At 60.8% G+C, this 23,255-nt stretch carries 21 protein-coding genes; 8 read left to right on the forward strand and 13 right to left on the reverse strand.

Translation table 11 applies throughout. The annotated features are described in order from the left end of the window. Window positions 1-230 precede the first annotated feature (230 nt). Together ACW9JE_RS16790 and ACW9JE_RS16795 are read right to left on the reverse strand one after the other, a co-directional pair. Window positions 231-1,367, reverse strand: a complete 1,137-nt coding sequence (locus ACW9JE_RS16790; RefSeq protein ID WP_457433365.1) for a catalase family protein — start codon at window positions 1,365-1,367, stop codon at window positions 231-233. 29 nt (window positions 1,368-1,396) lie between these two features. Continuing rightward, window positions 1,397-3,199, reverse strand: coding sequence for a di-heme-cytochrome C peroxidase (locus ACW9JE_RS16795; protein ID WP_457433366.1), 1,803 nt, complete (start codon window positions 3,197-3,199; stop codon window positions 1,397-1,399). Window positions 3,200-3,466: 267 nt separating this feature from the next. On the opposite strand from ACW9JE_RS16795, the gene ACW9JE_RS16800 reads away from it, so the two are divergent. From ACW9JE_RS16800 to ACW9JE_RS16825, 6 genes are all read left to right on the forward strand, one after another. Continuing rightward, the gene (locus tag ACW9JE_RS16800; RefSeq protein WP_224541350.1) at window positions 3,467-4,180 is read left to right on the forward strand and encodes an FKBP-type peptidyl-prolyl cis-trans isomerase; all 714 of its coding nucleotides are present in this window, start codon (window positions 3,467-3,469) and stop codon (window positions 4,178-4,180) included. A 290-nt stretch (window positions 4,181-4,470) separates the two neighbouring features. Next, window positions 4,471-4,926, forward strand: a complete 456-nt coding sequence (locus ACW9JE_RS16805) for a YkvA family protein (protein ID WP_224541352.1) — start codon at window positions 4,471-4,473, stop codon at window positions 4,924-4,926. A 114-nt stretch (window positions 4,927-5,040) separates the two neighbouring features. Next, window positions 5,041-5,394: a helix-turn-helix domain-containing protein gene (locus ACW9JE_RS16810; RefSeq protein ID WP_224541354.1), complete on the forward strand. Its 354-nt coding sequence runs from the start codon at window positions 5,041-5,043 to the stop codon at window positions 5,392-5,394. After that, on the forward strand, window positions 5,391-5,762 hold the full coding sequence (locus ACW9JE_RS16815) for a hypothetical protein (protein ID WP_007898892.1): 372 nt from the start codon (window positions 5,391-5,393) through the stop codon (window positions 5,760-5,762). The genes ACW9JE_RS16810 and ACW9JE_RS16815 overlap by 4 nt, the downstream gene beginning before the upstream one ends. Beyond that, complete coding sequence (locus tag ACW9JE_RS16820; RefSeq protein WP_224541356.1) at window positions 5,763-6,170, forward strand: SEL1-like repeat protein; 408 nt, start codon at window positions 5,763-5,765, stop codon at window positions 6,168-6,170. Window positions 6,171-6,921: 751 nt separating this feature from the next. Further along, window positions 6,922-7,245: a hypothetical protein gene (locus ACW9JE_RS16825; RefSeq protein WP_457433367.1), complete on the forward strand. Its 324-nt coding sequence runs from the start codon at window positions 6,922-6,924 to the stop codon at window positions 7,243-7,245. Between the two features lie 271 nt (window positions 7,246-7,516). Here ACW9JE_RS16825 and ACW9JE_RS16830 read toward each other — a convergent pair whose 3' ends face one another. Together ACW9JE_RS16830 and ACW9JE_RS16835 are read right to left on the reverse strand one after the other, a co-directional pair. Further along, window positions 7,517-9,307, reverse strand: coding sequence for a bifunctional diguanylate cyclase/phosphodiesterase (locus ACW9JE_RS16830; protein WP_457433368.1), 1,791 nt, complete (start codon window positions 9,305-9,307; stop codon window positions 7,517-7,519). A gap of 132 nt (window positions 9,308-9,439) precedes the next feature. Then, window positions 9,440-11,521 carry a carboxy terminal-processing peptidase gene (locus ACW9JE_RS16835; protein WP_457433369.1) on the reverse strand — a complete coding sequence of 694 codons (2,082 nt, stop codon included), beginning with the start codon at window positions 11,519-11,521 and terminating at the stop codon, window positions 9,440-9,442. A 138-nt stretch (window positions 11,522-11,659) separates the two neighbouring features. Here ACW9JE_RS16835 and ACW9JE_RS16840 point away from each other — a divergent pair, with 138 nt between their 5' ends. Further along, the gene (locus tag ACW9JE_RS16840; RefSeq protein WP_457433370.1) at window positions 11,660-12,622 is read left to right on the forward strand and encodes a zinc-binding dehydrogenase; all 963 of its coding nucleotides are present in this window, start codon (window positions 11,660-11,662) and stop codon (window positions 12,620-12,622) included. A gap of 167 nt (window positions 12,623-12,789) precedes the next feature. On the opposite strand, the gene ACW9JE_RS16845 is transcribed toward ACW9JE_RS16840, so the two are convergent. The 6 genes from ACW9JE_RS16845 to ACW9JE_RS16870 all read right to left on the reverse strand — a co-directional run bounded on the left by ACW9JE_RS16845 (window position 12,790) and on the right by ACW9JE_RS16870 (window position 18,104). Continuing rightward, entirely contained in the window at window positions 12,790-13,443 is a 654-nt protein-coding gene (locus ACW9JE_RS16845) for an HAD family hydrolase (protein WP_457433371.1), read from the reverse strand. A gap of 34 nt (window positions 13,444-13,477) precedes the next feature. Further along, window positions 13,478-14,467 (reverse strand): ABC transporter ATP-binding protein, encoded by a 990-nt coding sequence (locus ACW9JE_RS16850; RefSeq protein WP_224540363.1) that lies wholly within the window; start codon window positions 14,465-14,467, stop codon window positions 13,478-13,480. Beyond that, window positions 14,464-15,264: an ABC transporter permease gene (locus ACW9JE_RS16855; protein ID WP_457433372.1), complete on the reverse strand. Its 801-nt coding sequence runs from the start codon at window positions 15,262-15,264 to the stop codon at window positions 14,464-14,466. Before ACW9JE_RS16855 ends, ACW9JE_RS16850 begins: the two co-directional genes overlap by 4 nt. After that, window positions 15,251-16,087 (reverse strand): ABC transporter permease, encoded by an 837-nt coding sequence (locus tag ACW9JE_RS16860; protein ID WP_457433377.1) that lies wholly within the window; start codon window positions 16,085-16,087, stop codon window positions 15,251-15,253. The genes ACW9JE_RS16855 and ACW9JE_RS16860 overlap by 14 nt, the downstream gene beginning before the upstream one ends. A 5-nt stretch (window positions 16,088-16,092) precedes the next feature. Next, window positions 16,093-16,899, reverse strand: a complete 807-nt coding sequence (locus tag ACW9JE_RS16865) for an alkaline phosphatase family protein (RefSeq protein ID WP_457433373.1) — start codon at window positions 16,897-16,899, stop codon at window positions 16,093-16,095. A 140-nt stretch (window positions 16,900-17,039) separates the two neighbouring features. Continuing rightward, window positions 17,040-18,104: an ABC transporter substrate-binding protein gene (locus ACW9JE_RS16870; RefSeq protein WP_457433374.1), complete on the reverse strand. Its 1,065-nt coding sequence runs from the start codon at window positions 18,102-18,104 to the stop codon at window positions 17,040-17,042. A 364-nt stretch (window positions 18,105-18,468) separates the two neighbouring features. Between ACW9JE_RS16870 and ACW9JE_RS16875 the strand changes: the two genes are divergently transcribed. Next, window positions 18,469-19,182 (forward strand): UTRA domain-containing protein, encoded by a 714-nt coding sequence (locus ACW9JE_RS16875; protein ID WP_457433375.1) that lies wholly within the window; start codon window positions 18,469-18,471, stop codon window positions 19,180-19,182. Here the strand turns inward: ACW9JE_RS16875 and ACW9JE_RS16880 are convergent. The 3 genes from ACW9JE_RS16880 to ACW9JE_RS16890 all read right to left on the reverse strand — a co-directional run bounded on the left by ACW9JE_RS16880 (window position 19,158) and on the right by ACW9JE_RS16890 (window position 23,104). Then, window positions 19,158-21,326 (reverse strand): mechanosensitive ion channel domain-containing protein, encoded by a 2,169-nt coding sequence (locus ACW9JE_RS16880; RefSeq protein WP_457433376.1) that lies wholly within the window; start codon window positions 21,324-21,326, stop codon window positions 19,158-19,160. The genes ACW9JE_RS16875 and ACW9JE_RS16880 overlap by 25 nt on opposite strands. Before the next feature lie 76 nt (window positions 21,327-21,402). Continuing rightward, the gene (locus ACW9JE_RS16885) at window positions 21,403-21,579 is read right to left on the reverse strand and encodes a hypothetical protein (protein WP_224540377.1); all 177 of its coding nucleotides are present in this window, start codon (window positions 21,577-21,579) and stop codon (window positions 21,403-21,405) included. Window positions 21,580-21,814: 235 nt separating this feature from the next. Next, window positions 21,815-23,104, reverse strand: a complete 1,290-nt coding sequence (locus ACW9JE_RS16890; RefSeq protein ID WP_150772629.1) for a M18 family aminopeptidase — start codon at window positions 23,102-23,104, stop codon at window positions 21,815-21,817. Window positions 23,105-23,255: the final 151 nt, after the last annotated feature.

Here is a 23,255-nt window from a genome sequence, read left to right on the forward strand (position 1 = left end):
TCCCGTCCGCTGCGCCATATTCGGTAACCTGGAACACTGAACGCCAGGTCACCACACGGAAAGCCCGCCTAGTGCGGGCTTTTTGTTGTCTGGGATTTGATAGACCTGTAGGAGCGAGCATGCTCGCGATGAACGTCAACGATAACGCTGGCTGTCAGGATGCCCGCGTCATCGTTAACGTTCATCGCGAGCAGGCTCGCTCCCACAGTATTGGATTAGGCGCGCTGCATTTATTGCTCGGCATTACGCGCATGCCGGTAATCGCTCACAGCCTCATACACCGCCTTGCGCAGCCGGTTGATCCCGCCAATGGGCCGATGCGCTTCTATCCCGAACCATGGGTTGAACGACAGGTTGTCGCATTGCAGGTTCTGCGCCGGTGAATCGAAGTCCTGCGCCGGCAATGTGATTCGCGCAACCGTCTCGAACGGCGCATCACTTTCACGCCATTCAATGCTGGTGTCCTCGATCGGCATGTACTTGTTTGCGTCCTGACGCTGGATCTGCAGGACAAAGCACGCCGCCAATCGATCTGTGGATAACTGTTGATTTAACGCACTGCGCAAAAAATTCGGCAGCTTCTGGTTCTGTTCGGGCGGCGTGTAGGCGGGGCAGCTCTGCGGATCGGGCATTACCCTGAACTTCGCATTGGCCTCGCCGAACTTGTAGGGCGACACCGAAAAGTAGGTCGTCTGAGTCGGGCTATCCGGCGCAGGGGAGAGCGTGGCCAGCGCGATAAACAGATGACGGACCTGCCACGTGCGCGGATCCCAATGCGGAAAGAACGCCATTATCTTTTTACCAGCCGCCTGCGCGGCCACATTCTGACGATACTCGGCCACATCGCTGACGAAGAAGTTCGGATGACTGAACATCACGAAATCCTGCTCGGTTCGCTGCGGTTGATCGCTCAATAGCTGCTTGCCCGGCACATCGTGCAGCTTGAGGGCCATGCCCCGGGCATCGCGGATGCTGTCGAACTGCGGGTAGGCATTGCCGTTGGACAGGCGCATGGTCGCTTGCCAGGTTTTCCCCGGCTCGCTGAACACACCCTGGCGCAGCTCGGCCGCCAGATCCGGCAGCACCTGCACTTGCGCCCTCACGCAGCCGTGGGCCTTGGCGTGGGCATCGCGCAGATAGCGGGTGTTTTCCCGGTGCTGATCGACGATGCGCACGGCGGTCTGAATGATCCCCTGAGTCATCGCCGCCTCGCCCTCGGGAATCAGCTCCTGCGCTGACACCGGCCCGCGGTGTTGCCAGGCGAACCACGCCGTCGCCAGCGCCCAGCCCAGCAGTCCAAGCCCCAGCAGCCAGAGCAGCGTCTTGCCGAGAAAAGCGCCCAGGCTTAGCCAGAGGGACTTCAACATGCGGTCATCCTTTTGCAGCGTTTTAAAGGTCACGGCAATTGCGACTCGAGCGGGCCGCCCAGCACTTTCAGATATTCCATCAGCGCCCAGCGCTCCTGCGGTTGCAGCGGTCGGCCGATCACGCCATTGCCGAGCTTGCCGGCGCGGAATTCGTGGCCGCTGTTGTGATTGCCGCTGATACGCGTGTCGAACAGGAAGCCATTGGTGAAGGCTTCGGTGCGATAACCCAGATGCAGCGGATCGTATTCGAAGGTGCCCGTGTAGAACGTGGTCGCGCGTTCATCCTGCGGCGAGAGCAGTTGATAAATGCTCGGCACCGAACCGTTGTGCAGAAACGGCGCCGTGGCCCACACGCCTGCCAGCGGTCGGGCCTTGTACGCGCGCAGTTCGCGGACACCGATCGGCAGGCCGAAACCGTCCATTTCCGGCCGCTCGGCCGGGGTAACGCCCGCGTCGCGATAGGCGCGGTTCTCCACGAACGCCGTGACATATGCCAGGCCCTTGGCCACCGACATCTGGCTCAGATCCAGCGGAGCGGTGGGCTTGGGCTCGACGTCGAGATTCGCCAGTTCCTGTTGATTCCATTGCAGCGCCGTCAGGTCATAGCGATGGTTGGCAATGTTGTCGGCGGCGTTGGGGTCGGTACCGATGTGTTCCACCGGAATCATTTTCAGGTGTTGCACGAAGCGCCCTTCGTCCTGCGTCACGGGAGGCACATGGCAGCCGGCGCAGTTTTCGCTGAAAAGAGCGCGTCCCTTGGCGGCCAAAGGTTTGTCGACGGCGCCCAGCAGCGCTTCCGGCCAGGCGGGCGGTTCCAGGCGTTGCAGGGTTTGTTCGATCAGGTGCAAATCGCGCACGCGAACGCTGGACGGGTAACGGTCATCGCCCATCAGCGGCTGTCTGTTCTTGTCGAAAAAATTCAGGGTGGCGCCCACGCCCAGCGCTTCACCGACATTGCGCGCCATGGGTTGCTTGGCCGAGCCATTCCACTGCACCCATTCGAATGTCCACATGTCCCACAGCTGCGGATAGTCCACCGGGGCGTTGGCCACGCGATAGTTGGCCGGGGAGATGGCGTCGCCGAAAGTGGCGTTGGCGATGCGGCCGAAGGCATCGGTGCGTCCCGGGCCTTCTTCTGTCGGGTAGAGCCCGCGGTGGGTGTCGTTCCAGGCGACTTTCGCGAAGGTATCCAGGGAATGTTTGAATTGCTTGCGCAGTAACTCATGGCGCGCGTCGTAGTCGGCGCCCAGGACCTTGCGGGCGAAACGCTCGAATTTCCAGGGGTTGTAGTACGTCGACACCAGGCTTGCGACCAAAGCCTGTCCGAAACTGCCACCTTTTAATGTCGGAACACTGGAAGGCAAAACGTGCTGAGCGGTGCCGCCGTCGATACGCACTGCCTGACCTTTGAAACGCAGCTCGCCGGTGTGGCAGGCGGCGCAGGTAATATCCAGAAATGTATCCGTGCTGCCGGGATTCTGATGACGCGCGAAGCCGACTGGCAAATTTCCCGGGTTGTTTTCTGTAGGCTTTTGGCTGGGGTCGATCAGGAAACCGAAACGGGCCAGATATTCCGGCGCGGCAAAGCGGTCTTGCGAGAACGGCAATTCGAGCACCGTGAACCAGTCATAACGCAAGCCTTTGACCTGCGTGCCTTGAGGGGTGAAGTAATAGGTCTGGCGGTCGTCCGCGCTCCACTGATCCAGGTAATGCACCTGCTGGGGCGGAGTCCAGAGCGGTAGCTTGGGGTTGGCGATGTAATACAGGACTACCGCCAGAGCAACGCCTAGCAACAAAGCAATCAGAATCAGCAAGCGGAAGAAGAGGCGCAAGATGAACATCCTTGTCGATTTATTCTTCCGTTATGCCTGAGCGCAAGTTGAGCGGCAAGTGGCCATCACGCCAGATTTGCGGGTTGCGAAACTTTCCCTGTCAGAGTCGGATGACAGAAGTTTCATCATCTACACTGCGAAAAGCGTTTAAACACCTGAACTTATCGCAAATATACGTCTCTTATCCCGGTAGCCATTGGTCGTGGCCGCCTGATAAGCTCGCGACTTTACTCGATTGCCCTTTAGGCGAATGAACAAGGAAATAGCATGAAACAGCATCGGTTGGCGGCGGCGGTGGCCCTGGTTAGCCTGGTACTCGCGGGTTGCGACTCGCAAACCAGCGTAGAGCTCAAAACCCCGGCGCAAAAAGCTTCCTACGGCATTGGCCTGAACATGGGCAAGAGCCTGGCTCAGGAAGGCATGGATGATCTGGATTCCAAAGCCGTAGCCCAGGGCATCGAAGACGCCGTCGGCAAGAAAGAGCAGAAGCTCAAGGACGAAGAACTGGTTGAAGCCTTCGCCGCACTGCAAAAACGTGCCGAAGAGCGCATGGCCAAGATGAGTGAAGAGTCGGCAGCCGCCGGCAAGAAATTCCTCGAAGAAAACGGCAAGAAAGCAGGTGTCGTAACCACCGCTTCCGGCCTGCAATACGAAGTGGAAAAGAAAGCCGATGGCGCCCAGCCGAAGCCGACTGACGTAGTGACCGTTCACTACACCGGCAAGCTGACCAATGGCACCGTTTTCGACAGCTCCGTCGAGCGCGGCAGCCCGATCGATCTGCCGGTCAGCGGTGTGATCCCGGGTTGGGTCGAAGGCCTGCAACTGATGCACGTCGGCGAGAAGTACAAGCTGTACATTCCTAGCGAACTGGCCTACGGCGCACAGAGCCCAAGCCCGGCAATCCCGGCCAACTCGGTGCTGGTATTCGACCTGGAACTGCTGGCGATCAAAGATCCAAGCAAAGAAGAAGTCGCCAAGTAATCGGCGCCTGCTTCAAAACAACGCCTCGCTCATGCGGGGCGTTGTTGTATCTGATACTCGGCAAAGGTAAACAAAACGAACAGATGCTGTAGGCTGAAGTCCTAGCCAATGTAGGACCGGTTAACCGCGTCTGACCGTCAAGTCAATGAAATATTGGGGTTTTTTTGATGAGTAAAAAACGCCCGATCTAAGCTCAGCCCTTATGCTGCGGGGCTTTCAGCCGTGAAATGCAGCTCTGTTCACAAGGTTATCCACAATTTGTGTGGATAACATTTCAGCGGGAGGATCCCATGAAAGCACCCTGGAATTTTGCTCGTTTTCTGCCATTGGCCGGGCGCCTGCTGGCACGTGGGCGCTTGCCCACACTGTTGTTCGCCGTGGCCGCCAAGGGCGCGAGCCAAGGTAATCGGCTGGGCAAGCTCAAGGACGATCTGCGCCTGCTGCAGGCACTGTGCCTTGCCTACTGGCGTGGCGAGTATCGGGCGATCAGTCCCAAGGCAATCGTCTCGGTGGTGGCCGGGCTGATGTACTTTCTCAGTCCCGTGGATGCGATTCCGGATTTCCTGCCCATGTTCGGCATGCTAGATGACATCGCCGTTCTGGGTTGGCTGATGAAAGTCCTGGACGATGAACTCACAGCCTTTCGCACCTGGCGCAAACGCCAGTCGCCGGAGAAGCTTGTAGTTGTGGAGCGCCTGCCTGCAACTCGCGAACAACTTCAGGTTCAGGGGCCGAAAAAGCGCTAATTTGCTCAACCCTGAACCAGATATAGATACCCCCCGCGACCTTAGCCGCTGTTAGGATTACACTTCTAGGGAAAAGTGCCGACTCGCTAAGTGTTTTTGTCCTACGGGGTAGTCATGGATATTCAGATAATTACACGCGAAGGCGAACCCGAATACGCGGTTCTGCCGTGGGCTCAGTATCAGGCGTTACTCAAGGCAGCAGGCATCAACGAAGCACCGTCGCACCCGGCTCCGGTCCTGGCTCCGGCGCCGCAGTCGACGACTCAGGACCCGATTCTTCCAGGTCTTGATCAACTACGCAGTTTGCGCGAAGGGAAGGGCATCGCCATCGAGGCGCTGGCGCGCACGGTAGGCATCAGCCCGTCTTATCTGGCCATGATCGAAAGTGGCGAGCGTCAGCCCGACGCCGCGATTCGCCGCAGTCTGGCCTGGGAAATGACGGTGCCGGGGTGGAGGGAAGAATCGTGAGCGTACGCATCAGTCGTCAACACTGGGACGGATTGCTGGGCGAGCTGGATCAGGCGCGCCGTCAGCGTCACCTCCTGACCTATCGGGCGCTGCTTGAGCGTTTGCAGCTGCCCACGCCGGCCATGCAGACACTGACTGCCGCGCTGGAGCATCTGGCGGCGCTGGATGCCCGGGCCGAACAGCCGTTGCGCAGTTCGCTGGTGATCAGCCAGGGCGCCAGTCGTTTGCCGCGCACCGGTTTCTTTGAATGTGTCGAGCGTCTGGGGCGGTTTTCCGGGCCGTCCGACGGGGTCGCGGCGGCGTCCTGGCATGCCTCGGAAGTGGTGCGGGTGTTCGAGTACGAGTACCCCGAATCGGCGGAGGCCTGAGTGTTTCTGCGACTCAAGGCGCGGGTCAATTACTGGCTGGCGCGCCGGCTGTTTCATTGGCCGTGGTTCGTACGACAGCCCCGTATCTGGAGCTGGATGGAAGGCCAGTTCGCGCGCATGGCGAACCTGGGCGATGTCGACGCCCAGAGCTTCTATGGCCACATCCTGACCTTTCGCGGCGTCGGCCTGGGCGCCCGAGAAGAAGGCATTCGCCTGCTGCGCCTGGCGGCATTGGCTGGCGATGGCAAGGCGGCCTATCAGGTGGGGGTGATCAGCCTCGCCGGCAGCCCGAGCAAGGCGCCAGACCCCGTTGAGGCAGCACGCTTCTGGGGCATTGCGGTGAAGGCCGGGCATCCGTTGGCGCAGATCAAGCTCGAAGAACTGGCTGCCCGGGACTCGATGAAGTAACGGCGACTTCTGAAAGATCTGTGCTGTCTGGCTCGGCCTCTTCGCGGGCAAGCCACGCTCCCACAGGTGCAGCGCAATACAAGCCGAACACATACCTGTGGCGAGGGGGCTCGCCCCCGTTGGACTGCGCAGCAGGCCTTTTTTTTGGGGCCGCTTCGCAGCCCAACGGGGCGGTGCGACGTTTCGACAAGCCCCCTCGCCACAATGTCCTCATTGCTTGTTCAAACGCGCAAATCTGTAGGAGCGAGGCTTGCCCGCGAAGGCGTCAGGCCGGTCACCGATGCCCTTGCCCGATTCAATGAAGTAATGACGATTTTTCTGAAAGATCTGTGGGACGTAGTGTGCATTCCTACGTCCCGTTCGCGCTTTGGCGAATTGCCCTACGCGATCTTCGTCTTTGTCTGGCTTCTTTTCCCTCTGAATGCCAGCAAAGTCCGTCGCGCTCGGCGTCGTAGGAGGTTTCCTTCAAGTTGTAGCGAAGTCCATGAACTGGTGGTGCGTTGTGCTCGACGATAGCCTTTGGGATGTCACTGCATATTCAGTGGCAGGGTGTGGAAGCCCTGTATCGTTAGGCGCATCAAGTGCCACCTGTTCGGCGTTTTATCGTCGGTGTTTCATGGTGGCTGTGCGCGGGGCGCTTTCGAGCGCGCCGGGTGCCTAACGTCCCGGTCTTCCACACCTGTGCACAGCCGCCACCCATTGCGTGGAAGCGATGGTGGGCGTCATCCATCTCTACGTTGGGAATAAATCGATGAAAACACTGACTCCCGATCCGCCCTACGAAAAGCCAAACCCCGACCCCGACAACCGCTACATGGCCATGACCGGCAACTGCAACGACATGCCCACGCTGTTCGTCGACACCCACGCCCCGCTCGATGCCCTGATGGACGCGGCCGGCTATCGAATTCGTGCCGTGACGGAGGTCCTGGAGAATCTCTCCATGCGCGGCTCGGTCGAATGCGAATCCTTCATCCTCAGCGACTTTGCCCTGCTGCTCGCCATTCCGTTGCGCGATGGGTGTGATGTGCTGGATGTGGTGAGGCGGCGGTTGCGGCGGATGGCTACCGAGTAGTTAACGCCGGACATTTGTGTTGATCGAGCCGGCCTCTTCGCGGGCAAGCCTCGCTCCTACAGGTGCAATGCAATACAAGCAGGACACATACCTGTGGCGAGGGGGCTTGCCCCCGTTGGACTGCGCAGCAGTCCCATCTTTTTGGGGCCGCTTCGCAGCCCAACGGGGCGGTGCGACGTTTCGACAAGCCCCCTCGCCACAATGTCCTCATTGCTTGTTCAAGCGCGCAAATCTGTAGGAACAAGGCTTGCCCGCGAAGGCGTCAGGTGGGTCACCGATGCCCTTCGAGCATCTCAACCTCACGCACCGACGCCACCAGACTATCAATCACATGCACGCTAAAACCCGGCACATTCTTGGCGTGGTGTTTGGCCTGGGAAGCCATTTCCGCCAGTTGGCTGGCATCGATCGAGGTGCAGGTATCGGGGTGCAAGTGCACCACGCCGATGGACAGGGACAGCAGCGGGAATTCCTGACGCACGCCCTGGCGGTTGGGGGCGATGAAGCAGCCGGCTTCGAGGTGTTCGCTGCGATAGAAGCGCCGGCACTGGCCCTGGAAGTCTTCCAGCAGCTGGTTCAAACGTTTGCGCCAATCCTCCGGACCGAGCACCAGCAGGAAATCATCACCTCCGATGTGGCCGACGAAATCCCGGGACGGGTCGACGCGGTCGTTCAGGCACTGTGCCAGGCACAGCAGCACTTCGTCGCCACGGCCGTAACCGTAGATATCGTTGAAGGGCTTGAAGCTGTCGATATCCACGTAGCAAATCACCGACTCCCTTTGCTGTTGCAGCAGCCGCGTCAGGCATTGCTGGATCGGCACGTTGCCCGGCAGCAGGGTCAGGGGGTTGGCGTAGCGGGCCTGCTGGATCTTCAGTTCGGTGATCAGCTTGAGCACATCAATCACCCGGCCCAGGCCCAGATAGCCGCCGTTGAGGGTGATGATGAAATCTTCTTCGATCCGCTGCCGGGCGCGGCTGGTGATCAGGCGGCTGACCTGTTGCAGCGATTGGCTCATCTCCACGGCCAAAAAGTCATCGCTCATCAAGCGGCTGATGGGTTTGCGGGCGAACAGGTCGGTGGCAAACGGCTTGAGCAGGGCGTCCGAGAGTGAATGCCGATGGACGATGCCACAGGGCTGGCCGTGCTCGTCCAGCACCGCCAGCGAGTTCAGGTTGGCTTGGCGGCGGAAGGCTTCCAGCACGGTCGCCGTCGGTGTGTCGCGGCCCACGGCGGGTTGATCGTTGAGCAGGGCGCTGAGGTCGCTGGCTTCTTCGCTCAGGACCACAGCGGTGTTGTCCTGCCTCGGCATCAGGCTGCGTGCATCCCGTGACGGATGTTCCTGCGGGCGACAGAGCAAATAACCCTGAACCAGATCGACGCCCATTTCCGTCAGCACCGCCAGTTCTTCCGGCAATTCGATGCCTTCGGCGATCACCTGCGCCCGCGACGCCTTGGCGATCTGCAGGATCGAGCCGACGAATTCGCGCTTGAGCGCATCCTGATGGATGCCGTCGATGAAATGCCGGTCGATCTTCACGTAATCCGGGCGCAATTCGGACCACAGGCGCAGGCTCGAATAACCTGCGCCGAGGTCGTCCAGCGCAATGGAAAACCCCATCGCCCGGTAGTGATGCAGCGCGTTTTGCAGCAGCTGGAAGTCGTCGATCGGCGTCTGTTCGGTGAGTTCGATGACCACCTGACTCGGCGGAATCCCGTAGTCCTGCAGCAGTTGCAGGGTCCGGCCGGGCTGATGCGACGACTCGAGCAGAGATTCGGGCGACACGTTGAGGAACAGTTTGCCGGGCAGTTGCTGTTCGCTGAAACGGCGGCAGGCGCTCTGTCGGCAGGCGATTTCCAGTTCGCTCAGGCGACCGGCCTGACGGGCGACGGCGAACAGGGCGATGGGGGAGTGCCGCGGGCTGTTGGACGGGCCGCGACTCAAGGCTTCGTAGCCCAGAATCTGTCGTTCAGAGAGGCTGATGATCGGCTGGAACAGGCTGTGCAAGCCGCCTTGAGTCAGAATTGAGCTCAACGCACTCAGCTGTTCGGTTGTGGTCATGGCATTCTCTGGCGATAAAAAAAGGACCGGGCGGGCTCTTGTTAAGAGAGCATGCCCAGTCCTTTATTTCACGACAGGATGATGACTGTTTGATGACGATCCGGGGAGCGTCAGCACTAAATTGCCATCATCTCAGTGCTTGGCCACCGCCGTGTTGAGTTTCAGGTAGTCCAGCAGGATACGCCCGGTCTCGCTCAGGTAGGCGTCGTCTTCCGGTTTGACCTTGTCCGGCTCGGCCGCCGCGGCGTCTTCGTCTTCCTTCTTCAGCTCTTTGAGCGGCTCTTCGCCCTTGGCCTTGCGACGGATGTTCTCCATGGCCAGTTGCTTGGCTTCGATGTCGGCGTGTTGTGCACGACGCTCGGCTTCATTGAGGCTGACGGTTTTTTCCGACATCAGCTTTTGCGCCAGGGCCAGCTTGTCGCGGATGAACACGAATTCAGCGTCCTTGGCAGTACGCACGTCATGCTCGGATTTGAGCTGAGTGATGTACGGCTTGAACGGGTCGACCGCAGGCTTGATCGCCGCCTTGATGGTGTCCCATGGCATGGCTTCCGGCAGGGCGCTTTCGCCGATTTCCTTGGTGTCGATGATCGACGGGTAATCGATGTCCGGCAGTACGCCCTGGTGCTGGGTGCTCTGGCCGGATACGCGGTAGAACTTGGCCAGGGTCAGTTTCAGCTCGCCATGGTTCAGCGGCTGGATGGTCTGCACGGTGCCCTTGCCGAAGGTCTGGCCGCCGATGATCAGCGCGCGGTGGTAGTCCTGCATGGCGCCGGCAAAAATCTCCGAAGCCGAGGCGGACAGGCGGTTGACCAGCAACGCCATCGGGCCTTTGTAGAAGGCGCCCGGGTTTTCATCTTCGAGTACGTCGACACGGCCGTCGGCGTTACGCACCAGCACGGTCGGGCCCTTGTCGATGAACAGGCTGGTCAGCTCGGTGGCTTCCTGCAGGGAGCCGCCGCCGTTGTTGCGCAAGTCGATGACCACGCCGTCGACTTTCTCTTTCTGCAGTTCGGTCAGCAGCTTCTTCACATCGCGAGTGGTGCTCTTGTAGTCCGGATCACCGGCGCGGAACGCCTTGAAGTCCAGATAGAAGGCCGGGATCTCGATGATGCCGAGCTTGTAGTCCTTGCCATCCTGCTTGAGGTTGAGCACCGACTTCTGCACGGCCTGGTCTTCGAGCTTCACCGCTTCGCGGGTGATCGGCACGATCTTGCTGGTCTGGTCGTTCGGCGCATTGTTGGCCGGGATCACTTCCAGGCGCACCACGGTGCCTTTCGGACCACGGATCAGCTTGACCACTTCGTCCAGGCGCCAGCCCACCACGTCGACCATTTCTTTGTTGCCTTGGGCAACGCCGATGATCTTGTCGGCCGGAGCGACCAGTTTGGTCTTGTCCGCCGGGCCTGCCGGCACCAGGCGCACGATCTTCACTTGATCGTTGTCGCTCTGCAGCACGGCGCCGATCCCTTCCAGGGACAGGCTCATGTTGATGTCGAAGTTTTCCGCGTTATCCGGCGACAGATAGTTGGTGTGCGGATCGTAGGACATGGCGAAGGTGTTGATGTACGCCTGGAAGATGTCCTCGGCACGGGTCTGGTCCAGGCGCGCCAACTGGTTCTTGTAGCGCTTGATCAAAGTTTCCTGGATCTGCTTGGGATCCTTGCCGGCGATCTTCTGACGCAGAACCTCGTCCTTGACGCGCTTGCGCCACAGGTCGTCGAGTTCAGCGGTGGACTTGAGCCAAGGGGCGTCCTTGCGATCGATCAGCAAGGTTTCCTTGGTGGTGAAGTCGATCTTGTCGACGCCTTTGTTCAGCTCGACAAGGGCGAAGTCCAGACGCGCTTTTACGCGGTCCAGGTAGCGCTTGTAGATGGTGAACCCGGCGTTGAGGTCGCCGCTCTTGAGGAAGTCGTCGAACTGGGTCTTCCACTTGTCGAATTCGGCGATATCGCTGGCCATGAAATAGCTGCGCGACGGATCGAGCAATTTCAGGTAGCTGTCGTAAATGATGACCGAGCGCGCATCGTCCAGCGGCGGCTTGCTGTAGTGGTGGCGCTTGAGCAGTTCCACGACATTCAGACTGGCGATGACTTCGTCACGATCGGGCTGGAGCTTGTCCCAACTGTTGGCTGCAAAGGAGCTGCTCGACAACGGCAGCAGGCCGATACCGATGAAAAGGGCGAGGGCAGTGCTGGGGAACAAACGCTTCATGTTGATTCGACGCGGGGACAATTGATAACGCATATTAGGCCGTCTTTGAAGTCGCCGGTTCCACAAGAGCCGGTCGCATAATGCAAAAAGCCCGGCGCTAGCGCTTCGGGCTCAGTCCAGACTCACTATGGAGGCACTGTGAAAGCATTGCAAGGCGTTGACGGTCAAGTGGCGTGGGTAGAACAGCCCGCTCCTGCATGCGATGCGGGGCAAGTTCGTATTCGAGTGGCGGCTGCGGGACTCAATCGCGCCGATTTGTTGCAGAAGGCCGGTCTTTATCCACCGCCACCGGGTGCCAGCGAGGTGCTCGGTCTAGAGTGTTCGGGGGTGATCAGCGAGGTCGGGCCGGGCTCTTCCTGGCAGGTGGGCGACCGGGTTTGCGCCTTGCTGGCCGGGGGCGGGATGGCCGAAGAGGTGGTTGTCGACGGACGGCACGTGCTGCCGGTTCCCGACGAAATGACGCTCGCCGAAGCCGCGGCGGTGCCGGAAGTCTATGCGACGGTGTGGCTGAATCTGTTTCAACTGGCGTCGCTCAAACCGGGCGAGAAAGTTCTGCTGCATGCCGGAGCAAGTGGCATCGGTTCAGCCGCCATTCAGCTGTGCAAGGCGTTCGGCAACCCGTGCTGGGTGAGTGTCGGCTCCGCCGAGCGCCTGGCCTACTGCGAAGCACTCGGCGCCCAGGGCGGCGTGGTGCGCACGGATGATATGGAGGCACTGCGCGAGCTGGGGCCGTTCGATGTGATTCTCGATCCGGTGGGTGGCAACTATGCCGCGCTGAACGTGAAGCTGCTGGCTGTCGACGGTCGTTGGGTGCTGATCGGGTTGATGGGTGGTCGTGAGGCCAAGCTGGATTTGGCGCAGATTTTGTCCAAGCGCGTGCAGCTATTGGGCTCGACGTTGCGTAGTCGCAGCGATCAGTTCAAGGCGGATCTGTTCAGTGATCTGAGCCAGCATGTGTGGCCGTTGTTTGCTGAAAAGCGCTTGAGTCCGCAACTGGCCAAGACCTTCCCTATTGAAGAGGCTGATGCGGCGTTTGCCGAGTTGGCGAGCAATACAGTGGCGGGGAAGGTGGTGTTGGTGATTGATTCGAGCCTGACCTGACACCACCAGAAACTGTGTGAAAAACCTGTGGGAGCGGGCTTGCCCGCGATGGCGGCGTGTCAGGCACCAATGATGTTGGATGTGCCGGCCTCATCGCGGGCAAGCCCGCTCCCACAGGGTTTGGTGTTTCCACAAGATTTTGTGTGAGCTGGAATATCGGGGCTTGGTTATTTCCAGAGATGGATCGGCCAGCCCGCTTTCTCGGCCTGTTCGCGCAGTGTCGGATCGGGATTCACCACATGCGGGTAGTCAACCTTCTGCAACAGCGGCAAGTCATTGCGTGAGTCGGAGTAGAAGCTCGCGCCTTCCAGGTTCTCCTCTTCGGCATCCAGCCATTCCAGCAACCGGGTGATCTTGCCTTCGCGGTAGGTCAGGGTACCGACGGTCTTGCCGGTGTAAAAACCGTTTACCACTTCCAGATCGATCCCCAGGATCTCGTCGATGCCCAGCCGTTCGGCAATCGGTGCGACCAGGTGTACGCCCGAGGCCGAGATCACCAGGATGCGGTCGCCGGCCTGGCGGTGGGCGGCGATGGTCTTGGTGGCGTCGCTGAAGATGATCGGTTCGATGAAGTCTTCCACCCACGGGCCGACCAGATGCTCGACCTCTGCCGGCGTGCGGCCGATCAAGGGTTCCAGGCTGAAGGCCATGTAGTCCTCCATCGCCAGGTGTCCCCTGCCGTAGGCATCCATCAGTTCCTTGTCGCGACGCAGGAAGGATTCGCCGTCGACCCAGCCGAGGCGGACCATCTGTTCGCTCCACAGCGACGCGCAGTCGCCGTGGATCAGGGTTTCATCCAGATCAAAAATTGCCAGGGCCATCAGTGCAGTTCTCTCTTAAGCGTCAGCGAAGCCATCAGGCTACCTCACGCAGGGCTGTCGGATCGATGGAAAGTGCCAGGCGCTGACCATCGGGATGCAGATCGGCGCCCGAGCGGTTGAGCACGTCCACCACCAACTCCACGCCACGGGCTTCAACCCGATAGCGGATCACATTGCCCAGCAGGCTGTGGCTGCGCACCTGGGCGTCCAGCTCGCCGTTGAGGCTCAACTGGATGGCCTCCGGGCGAATCGCGATGCGGTGGTTGATCGGCCGCTGCAACAGCTTCGATGCACTCTCGGCGTCCAGCAGGTTGTAGTTGCCGATGAAGCCGGCGGCGAACACGTCCACCGGGGCGGTGTAGAGGGTTTCGGCGTCGCCGCTTTGTACGATTTTTCCCTGATTCATCAGGAAAATCCGGTCGGACATGGTCAGGGCTTCTTCCTGATCGTGTGTGACGAAAATCGTGGTCAGGCCCAGTTCGCGCTGGATCTGACGGATCTGCTCGCGCAAGTGCTTGCGAATCCGTGCATCCAGAGCCGACAGCGGTTCATCCAGCAGCAACAGCCGTGGGCGGGTCACCAGCGAGCGAGCGAGGGCGACGCGCTGGCACTGGCCGCCGGACATCTGATGGGGATAGCGGGCGGCAAAGTCCTGCAGTTCCACCAATCGCAGCACTTCGGCCACGCGTTTCTGGCTGTCGTCGGCGTTGACCTTCTGCATGCGCAAACCGAATGCGACGTTTTGCTCGACAGTCATGTTGGGAAACAGCGCATAGCTCTGGAACACCATGCCGATCCCGCGCTTCTGCGGGCTCAGGGGCACGATATCGACGCCGTCGAGCAGGATCTTGCCGCCGTCCACCGGCGTCAGCCCGGCGATGCAGCGCAGCAGCGTGGATTTGCCACAGCCGGACGGGCCGAGCAGGGTGACGAACTCGCCTTTCTGGATCTCGCAGTTGATGTCGCTGAACACCGTGGTGCCCGCGTAATTTTTCTGAAGGTGTTGGACGCTGACATAGCTCATTCGCTTTTGTCCTTGTTCAAGATGTTCGCCGCCCAGGTCATGACCAGTACGAAAAAGAAGTAGGAAATCACCAGCGCACTGGTGAAGTGGCCGCTGCTGTTACGCATGTTGTTGAGATAGACCTGCAGGGTTTCGTAACGGGTGCCGACGAGGATGTTGGCGAACACGAACTCGCCGAACAGGAACGAGAACGACAGCAGCAGCGCCACCATCAGGCCCTTGCGCAGGTTCGGCAGCACCACCAGGATCGCCGCCTGAAAGGTGCTGGCGCCGAGCAGTTGGGCAGCGTCCATCAGGTCGCGCAGGTTGATCGCTTGCAGGTTGTTGGTGATCGCCCGATACATGAACGGCAGCGCCACGGTGAAGTAGCAACCGATCAGGATCCACGGCGTGCCAACCATGGCGAACGGCCCGGAACCGTAGAGCTGCAGCAGGCCCACCGACGACACCACCGGCGGCACGGCGAAGGGCAGCAGGATCAGGATATTCATCAGCGCATCGAGTTTCGGGAAGTGGTAATGCACCACGAACAACAGCGGCAGAATCAGCACCACCGACAGAATCAGCGCGCCGACACACACCAGCAGCGACTGGCCGAAGGCATGGAGAAAGCGCGGATCGCTCCACAGCTGCACATACCATTTGATACTGAAGCCGCTGGGCAGGATGGTGGCCGACCAGCTGCTGGAAATCGAATAGATGAAGGTGCCGAGCAGCGGCAACAACAGGATGGCAAACAGCAGATAGACCACTACCCGGTGATAGATAGCGACAGGGCCCGATTCAGCGCGAGACATGGTAGCTCCTCTTCAACAGCAGCTGATGCACGACAGTCACAAGGGTCATCAAGGCCACCAGCACCACGGCCAGGGCGCTGGCCAGGTTCGGGTCCAGGGAAATGTCGCCCGAGACCATCGCCGCGATCCGGATCGGCAACACGTTGAAGTTGCCGGTAGTCAGGGCGTACACCGTGGCGTAGGCGCCGAGGGCGTTGGCCAGCAGGATCACGAAGGTGCCGAGCAGTGCCGGGGTCAGCACCGGCAGGCCGATGTGCCGCCAGAATTGCCAGCCGCTGGCGCCCAGCAGTTCGGCGGACTCGCGCCAGTCTTCGCGCAGGGCATCGAAGGCCGGGTAGAGCAGCAGCACGCCCAGGGGAATCTGGAAGTAGGTGTAGAGAATGATCAGCCCGGTCTTCGAATACAGGTTGAAGTCCTGAATCAGCCCGGCCTGCTTGAGCATGATGGTGAAGCTGCCGTTGAAGCCCAGCAGGATGATGAACGCGAACGCCAGAGGCACGCCGGCGAAGTTGCTGGTCATGTTGGCGAAGGCGTTGACGAAGTTGCGCAGCTTCGAGTCGACCCGGCGCAGGGAGTAGGCGCCGAGCACCGCGATGATGATGCCGAACACGCTGGACCAGAAACTGATCTCGAGGCTGTACTGGATCGCCTGCAGATAGAACTTCGAGCTGAAGATCTTGGTGAAGTTGGCCAGGCCCCAGCCGAATTCTTCCGACTCCAGGCTGTTGATCATCACCCACAGCAGCGGGGCGATTTCGAACACGATAAAGAACAGGGTGAACGGCACCAGCCACAAGGCGGCCAGCCATTTGCCGCGATTCATGGCATTCACTTGAGCAGCTCCCGGCACACGGGTTTGTCGTGGGGCGCGCCCAGCAGTTCGCAGACGGTGCCGCAGATTTCGGTCTGTTTCGGTGTCGCGCTGAGATTGAAGCTGAAGGCGTCGCCGAGGACGAACAGCGGCACTTCACGTTCTTCGGGCAGCAGGCCGTTGTGGGAGCGGTCGTTGTTCATGCCGTGGTCGGCGGTCACCAGCACCTGATAACCGGCGTCGAGCCAGCCTTGCAGGTAGTCGGCGATGATGATGTCCGCCGAGCGCGCGCTGTTGCGGTACTGCGGCGTGTCGAGGCCGTGCTTGTGCCCGGCGTCGTCGATGTTCATGGGATGAATCAACAAGAAGTTCGGGGCATGACGCAGGCGCAGGTTTTCCGCGTCGGCGAACAGGTGCGAGTCGGGGTAGTGATCGTTCCAGTAGAAATGCCCGTGCTGGATCGGCAGTTGCGGATCGTCGGTGTGGCGATCCCGAGCCGCCACGAATGGCGAGCGGTTATACAGTTCGCTGACCCAGTGGTAGGCCGCCGCAGCGGTTTTCAGACCGGCGTCGGTGGCGTAGTGATAGATGCTGCGCTGGTTGGACAGGCGCGAGACATTGTTGTGCACGATGCCGCTTTCGATCGGCGGCACGCCGGTCAGAATGCATTCGTACAGCGGACGGGACAGGGCCGGCAATGCGCACTCCAGTTTGTAGAGCGCTGCGCGTCCTGCGCCGACATAAGCCTGCAGGTGCCCCATGGCGTGGCGGGCGACCTCATGGTTGAGGCCGTCGAGCACGACAAGGATGACGTTGTGCTTCATAGGGGCAAACACTCCGCGAAACATTAAGGAATCGAAACCTGTAGGAGCGAAGCTTGCTCGCGAAGGCGGACTTGCAATCAACACAAATGTTGAATGTCAGTCCCTCTTCGCGGGCAAGCCTCGCTCCTACAGATGAAGCATTACTTCATCTCTACAATGACTTCTTCGTTCCACTTCTGAGGCAGTGCCTTGGAGGTCTTCTCCCACGCATCCGCGTCCTTGATCGGCGTGACTTTCTTGTACTGCTCGTTCGGCAGCAGCTTGTCCTTGACCTCGGCTGGCAGGGTGATGTGCTCGGCGCGGATCGGACGGGCGTTGCCTTTGGCCAGGTTGATCTGGCCGGCGTCGCTGAAGATGTATTCGCGGGTCAGCTTGGCGGCGTTGGGGTTCTTGGCGTATTTGTTGATGATGGTGGTGTAGCCGGAAATCACCGAGCCATCGGACGGGATCAGCACCACGTAGTCATCCGGGTTGGCCATCTTGGCCTTGTAGCTCAGGCCGTTGAAGTCCCAGACCACACCGACTTCGATCTCGCCTTTTTCCATGGTGGCGATGGTCGGGTTGGCCATCGACAGGCGACCCTGCTTGGCGATGTCGGCGAACAGCAGCAGTGCCGGTTGCAGGTTCTTCTCGTCGCCACCGTTGGCCAGTGCCGCGGCCAGAACGCCGTTGGCTGCCTGGGCCGCGGTGCTCACGTCACCGATGGACACCTTGTACTTGCCGCCTTTGAGGTCAGCCCACTTGGTTGGCACTTCGGAGCCGTGCAGCAGCTTCTTGTTGACGATGAAAGCGATGGTGCCGGTGTAGGCCAGCGCCCAGTTGCCGTCCTTGTCCTTGGCCCAGTCCGGAACCTGATCCCAGGTGGTCGGCTTGTAAGGTTGCACCACGCCCTGCTTGACCGCGATCGGGCCGAAAGCGGCACCGACGTCGCCGATGTCGGCGCTGGCATTGTCTTTTTCCGCTGCGAACTTGGCGATTTCCTGAGCCGAGCTCATGTCGGTGTCGATGTGTTTCAGGCCGTATTTCTTGGCCAGGTCTTCCCAGGTGCCTTTCCAGTTGGCCCAGTCATCGGGCATGCCGACGCTGTTGACTGCGCCTTCCGCTTTCGCAGCGGCTTCCAGGGTTTTCAAATCGTCTGCCGCCATGGCGGCGGTGCACATGGCAATGGTCGAGCCTAACAGTGATGCCAGGAAAAACTTTTTCATTCCAAAGCTCCTTGGGTCGTGTTCAACGCTGCGATTGCGGTTTGTGGTTGGTCTAGGTCAGCAATACCTGAGCCAATCTAAGGGGCCTTGATGACACTTTGATGTCGTTCGTCGCCCGGATCGGCGTTTATTTGCCCGGCATTGGCGGGTGTCCGGTAAGCGTAGACCATCGGTAAACCCCCGCTGTGCAAGGGGCTTGGCCGATGAATTGCAAGCTTCAAAGCGCAGTGAAAACACGACCGTTCGGTCGCTTGTCACATCACAGTCATCTGCACTGCCTACGCTTGCAGGATGCTCAAGGAGCCCGTTTTTCGTGTGGTTCTGCCCCGGAACGGTGCTGGTCTAGTCCAGATAGGTAACGTTGATGCGTGATGAGGCAACAAAAGCGGTGACCGCCATTGGCCAGGTGTTGCAGGAGCAGCTCGATCACGGCTTGCTGGCAGCGGGCAGCAAACTGCCGGCCGAGCGCAAACTGAGTGAGTTGTTCGGGACGACGCGGATCACTGTGCGCGAGGCCTTGTTGCAGTTGGAGTCTCAGGGACAGATCTATCGCGAAGAGCGGCGGGGCTGGTTCGTCTCGCCGCCGCGCCTGGCTTACAACCTGATGCAGCGCAGCCACTTTCACGCCATGGTCAGCGCCCAGGGGCGGGTACCTTCCACCGAGGTGATTTCCGCGCGCTTGCAGCCGGCGTCGGCGGCGGTCTGCGCCTGGTTGCAGTTGCCGGCGCTGTCCAGCGTGATCCAGATCTGCCGCTCACGGCGCATCGATGGGCGGCTGGTGCTGTACGTCGAGCACTACCTGAATCCACAGTATTTCCCGGGGATTCTGGAATTCGATCTGAATCAGTCGATCACCGAGCTGTATGCGCGGCACTACGACCTGCATTACGGGCGGGTGCGTTTCGAGATCGTGCCGACGGCCTTGTCGGTGGACGCGGCCGCGGCGCTACGGGTGTCGGTGGGCAGCCCGGGGTTGCGCATTGCCCGGGTCAATTACGATCAGCACGAGCGGCTGATCGACTGCGATCTGGAGTTCTGGCGGCATGATGCGATTCATGTCGGCGTTGACGTAGTCTGATCCGGACCACCGCCGGCGGTGATGACCTGCACGCTCATGCGCGGCGTCGCCAGGTCCATCCCGGCTTCATCGAGATGGCGTTTGAGTGACAGGTTGAACGCCCGTGACACCTCCCACTGCTTGATCGGCGCGGTCTTGAAACGGGCGCGCAGGATCGCGTTGCCCGATTCGAAACTTTCCACACCCTGGATTTCCAGCGGCGACCAGATGTTGCGGCGCTGCAATGGATCAGTGCGCATTTTCTGGCCGACGTCGCGCATCAGCTTGATCGCGCTGTCGATGTCCATGCTCGCCGGTACCGCCACCCGGAAGATCGCGTAGCCGAACTCCCGGGAGTAGTTCTTGATGCTTTTGATTTCGCTGAACGGGATGGTGTGGACGATGCCGTCGATATCCCGCAGGCGCACGGTGCGGATGGTCAGGCCTTCGACGGTGCCCAGGTGGCCGCCGACGTCCACGTAGTCGTCGATGGCCAGGGAGTCTTCGATGATGATGAACAGCCCGGTGATCAGGTCGGCCACCAGCGATTGCGCACCGAAACCGATGGCCAGACCGATCACACCGGCACCGGCCAGCAGCGGCGTTACGTTCATGCCCATGTTCGCCAGGGCGACGATCAGCGCGATGATGAAAATCGCTACGAACAGCACGTTGCGGATCAGCGGCATCATGGTCTGCGCGCGGGCGTTGGCCAGGCCCTTGCGCGAGCGGGTGAGCGCGTGGTGCACGGCGGTGTCGGCGAGAATCCAGATCAGCCAGGCGAAGATCAGCGTGCCGCCGAGGCTGAACAGTTTGACGCTGATTTCGTGGCCTTCGCCTTCGGTGAAGCGGATCAGCGACATGCCCCAGACCCGCAGGCCGAGTTCGATGAACGCCAGCCACACCAGCAGGTGGGCGAGGGTATAGAAGAAGCTTTTCAGCCGTTCGGAATACAGCGCGTGGCGCTTCACCCCGCGATGGGGCTTGAGGGCGTGGCGGCGCACCAGGCCGTTGATGACCATGCACAACACCAGCAGCACGGTACAGATCAGCGACTGGCGAAGGGCGGTGCTGGTATCGCCGGCCGAGACGAAGGTGGCGAACAGCGAAATTCCCACCAGCACCAGCGCCGGCACGAACCAGAAGGTGCCGAGGATTTCGATGCTGTCGCTCAGGGCGCGGCGGGTCAGGCGCCGGGACAGCGGCTGGTTGCGGATCAAGTGGGCAATCGGACGACGGAAACGCAGGATGAACAGCCCGGTGGACAGCGCCGCCAGCACGTTGGCCACCGTCGCCGCGCTGTGGGCCAGATGCACGCCCAGGCTGTTGACCAGTCGCGGGTCGTTCAAGGCTTCGCCAAACGCGGCGAAGCTGCCGATCAGCCACAGCGGGTGAAAGGCCTGATGGCGCAGGATGTACAAGGCGCGGTGGCGGTGCGGGCCGTCGAGCAGGGAAAAGGCGATCACGCAGATCGCCGAAAAACAGGTGCCGACCACCAGGGCGTAGGCCAGCACCATGGCCAGGCTCTTGCCCAATGACGGGGGCAGGGCGTAGCTCATGTAAACGGTGATGACCAGCGCGATCAGCCAGGGACCGAGTTTGCGCAGGGCGAAGCGCAGCAAGTCCAGCGCCCGGGGATGTTGCGGCAGCTCTTCGGTCAGGCCGAAGCGCATGCGCACCCGATGGCTGATCCAGATCAGCGCCGCCGCCAGCAGGCTCCAGACCATCAGGATCATGGCGAAGGCGAAGATGATCGGCAGCCATTCGTTGGCCGGCAGGATCAGGGCGTTCAGTTCGTCACGGGCCAGATCGAATTCGTCGGACCAGCGCGTCAGCGGGCTGTCGGCCCCGGTGAATTGTTTTTCGAAGCTGGCGAGGGTCCCGCCGATCAGGCCCAGCACGCCCTCTTCGGCAGCCGGCTGGGCCTTTTTCGTGGCGTCGCGCAGTTTCTTCAGGTCCGCCAGCAGCTTGGTGCGCTGCTGGTCGTTCTCCAGTGACTTGATCACTTCGTCCAGGGATTGCCCAAGGGGTTCCTGGGCCTGGGGCTGGGTGTTGGACGAACTGTTGAGCAGGCTCGGCAAGCCGGCGGCTTGGGCAGGCGCCATCGACAGCAGCATCAGGCCGATGAGGAAAAAGCAGGGTAGGGCAAACAGACGGGCGAGCACTGGGCGGTCAACCTCGGAGTGAACGGGTCGACCGAGTGTACGAGCCCGTCAAAATCAATGCGAGTCGGGTGGGAGTTTATTCGTTGAGCTTGGCGAGGATCTTGATCACGACAGTGGCGAGGATCGTCAGCATGCCGATCCACATGGCGAACACGCCGAGGTTTTTATCGCGGAAGTTGAAGCCGATGGCGAGCAGGATCATGCCGGTGAGAATCGGGACCAGCATGTAGTTGAAGGTGGACAGCGAGATCATGGCGACAGCCTTGTCGGGAGGGATAACGTGAGTCTAGGTGGGTTTTCAGCGAATTAAACCCGTTGAATCAAACCGCACTCGCCCTCTGTAGGAGCGAGCACGCTCGCGATGGACTCGAGGGCGCCGCTGGGTGTCAGGTACCCAGCGTAATCGTTGACGACCATCGCGAGCATGCTCGCTCCTACAGTTGGAGAATGTATTCCAAGGTGGGAGCGAGCCAACCCGTAGTTCAGCGTTACGGCAATTCGCGGCAGGCGTAGAACGCGCTCAGCACTTTGACCAGGTGCGCCAGGTCGTGGCTGCCGCACAGTTCGCGGATCGAGTGCATGGCGAAGGTCGGCAGGCCGATGTCCACGGTGCGCACGCCCAGATGGCTGGCGGTGATCGGGCCGATGGTCGAGCCGCAGCCCATGTCGCTGCGCACCACGAAGCTCTGCACCGGCACTTCCTCGGCCATGCACAGGTGGCGGAAGAACCCGGCGGTTTCGCTGTTGGTGGCATAGCGCTGGTTGCTGTTGACCTTGATCACGGGGCCGGCGTTGAGTTTCGGACCGTGGTTGGCGTCGTGCTTCTCGGCATAGTTGGGGTGCACGCCGTGGGCGTTGTCGGCCGAGACCAGCAGGGATTTCTGAATGGTGCGTACGAATTCGTCACCTTCAGGCAGCAGGCGACGCAAGGTCTGCTCGAGCATCGGGCCGTCGGCGCCGCAGGCGGAGCAGGAACCCACTTCTTCGTGGTCGTTGCAGACCAGCACGCAGGTTTCGTCGGTGTCGGCGGTCAGCAGCGCTTGCAGGCCGGCGTAGCACGACAGCAGGTTGTCCAGGCGCGCGCCGGCGATGAAGTCGCCGTGCAGGCCGATGACGGCGGCGCTTTGGGTGTCGTAGAAGCTCAGCTCGTAATCGAGCACCACGTCGGCGTTCAGGCCGTGTTCGCGGGCCAGTTGATCGGTGATGACGGCGCGGAAATCCACGCGCTCGTCGCCGGCGAATTGTGCCAGCACCGGCGGCAACTCGGTTTGCGCGTTGATCGCCCAGCCCATGTTGGCTTCGCGATTGAGGTGGATGGCCAGGTTCGGAATGATCGCGATCGGCGCCTTGAAGTCGATCAGCTGGCTTTCGACCTTGCCGTCGCGGCGGAAAGTCACGCGGCCGGCCAGCGACAGGTCGCGGTCGAACCACGGCGCCAGCAGCGCGCCGCCATAGACTTCCACGCCCAGTTGCCAGAAGCCCTGGCGTTGCAGTTCCGGCTGCGGCTTGACCCGCAGGCACGGGCTGTCGGTGTGGGCGCCGACCAGGCGAATACCGCCGTGCAGGGGCGAGTGACGGCCCATTTTGATCGCGACGATGGAGGAGTCGTTACGGGTGACGTAGTAGCGGCCATTGGCTTCGGTGTGCCACGGCTCGCGCTCGTCGAGACGCTGATAACCCGCCGCTTCCAGACGCTGAACGAGGCTGGCGGTGGCATGGAACGGGGTAGGGGAGGCCTTGAGGAAGTCGATCAGGCCTTGGTTCAACTCTTCGCGCATAAGTAGCTCCAGACAGCAATGGCGCCAGTTTAACGTATTGGCTGGGGAATTGGCGGTGGACTGCCGGGGATGAACCGTGATCTCGAATCCGCAGGAGAACCCTGTGGGAGCGGGCTTGCTCGCGAAAGCGGTGTGTCATTCAACAATGTTT

The sequence above is a fragment of the Pseudomonas sp. SDO55104_S430 genome (assembly GCF_054070595.1).

What these genes read in the sequence shown, in the direction of transcription:
- ACW9JE_RS16830 (WP_457433368.1), bottom strand. Translation starts at nt 9,307, where the DNA reads ATGACCACAACCGAACAGCTGAGTGCGTTGAGCTCAATTCTGACTCAA.
- ACW9JE_RS16835 (WP_457433369.1), bottom strand. Translation starts at nt 11,521, where the DNA reads ATGAAGCGTTTGTTCCCCAGCACTGCCCTCGCCCTTTTCATCGGTATC.
- ACW9JE_RS16825 (WP_457433367.1), top strand. Translation starts at nt 6,922, where the DNA reads ATGAAAACACTGACTCCCGATCCGCCCTACGAAAAGCCAAACCCCGAC.
- ACW9JE_RS16890 (WP_150772629.1), bottom strand. Translation starts at nt 23,104, where the DNA reads ATGCGCGAAGAGTTGAACCAAGGCCTGATCGACTTCCTCAAGGCCTCC.
- ACW9JE_RS16870 (WP_457433374.1), bottom strand. Translation starts at nt 18,104, where the DNA reads ATGAAAAAGTTTTTCCTGGCATCACTGTTAGGCTCGACCATTGCCATG.
- ACW9JE_RS16860 (WP_457433377.1), bottom strand. Translation starts at nt 16,087, where the DNA reads ATGAATCGCGGCAAATGGCTGGCCGCCTTGTGGCTGGTGCCGTTCACC.
- ACW9JE_RS16790 (WP_457433365.1), bottom strand. Translation starts at nt 1,367, where the DNA reads ATGTTGAAGTCCCTCTGGCTAAGCCTGGGCGCTTTTCTCGGCAAGACG.
- ACW9JE_RS16875 (WP_457433375.1), top strand. Translation starts at nt 18,469, where the DNA reads ATGCGTGATGAGGCAACAAAAGCGGTGACCGCCATTGGCCAGGTGTTG.
- ACW9JE_RS16865 (WP_457433373.1), bottom strand. Translation starts at nt 16,899, where the DNA reads ATGAAGCACAACGTCATCCTTGTCGTGCTCGACGGCCTCAACCATGAG.
- ACW9JE_RS16850 (WP_224540363.1), bottom strand. Translation starts at nt 14,467, where the DNA reads ATGAGCTATGTCAGCGTCCAACACCTTCAGAAAAATTACGCGGGCACC.
- ACW9JE_RS16885 (WP_224540377.1), bottom strand. Translation starts at nt 21,579, where the DNA reads ATGATCTCGCTGTCCACCTTCAACTACATGCTGGTCCCGATTCTCACC.
- ACW9JE_RS16855 (WP_457433372.1), bottom strand. Translation starts at nt 15,264, where the DNA reads ATGTCTCGCGCTGAATCGGGCCCTGTCGCTATCTATCACCGGGTAGTG.
- ACW9JE_RS16845 (WP_457433371.1), bottom strand. Translation starts at nt 13,443, where the DNA reads ATGGCCCTGGCAATTTTTGATCTGGATGAAACCCTGATCCACGGCGAC.
- ACW9JE_RS16800 (WP_224541350.1), top strand. Translation starts at nt 3,467, where the DNA reads ATGAAACAGCATCGGTTGGCGGCGGCGGTGGCCCTGGTTAGCCTGGTA.
- ACW9JE_RS16805 (WP_224541352.1), top strand. Translation starts at nt 4,471, where the DNA reads ATGAAAGCACCCTGGAATTTTGCTCGTTTTCTGCCATTGGCCGGGCGC.
- ACW9JE_RS16810 (WP_224541354.1), top strand. Translation starts at nt 5,041, where the DNA reads ATGGATATTCAGATAATTACACGCGAAGGCGAACCCGAATACGCGGTT.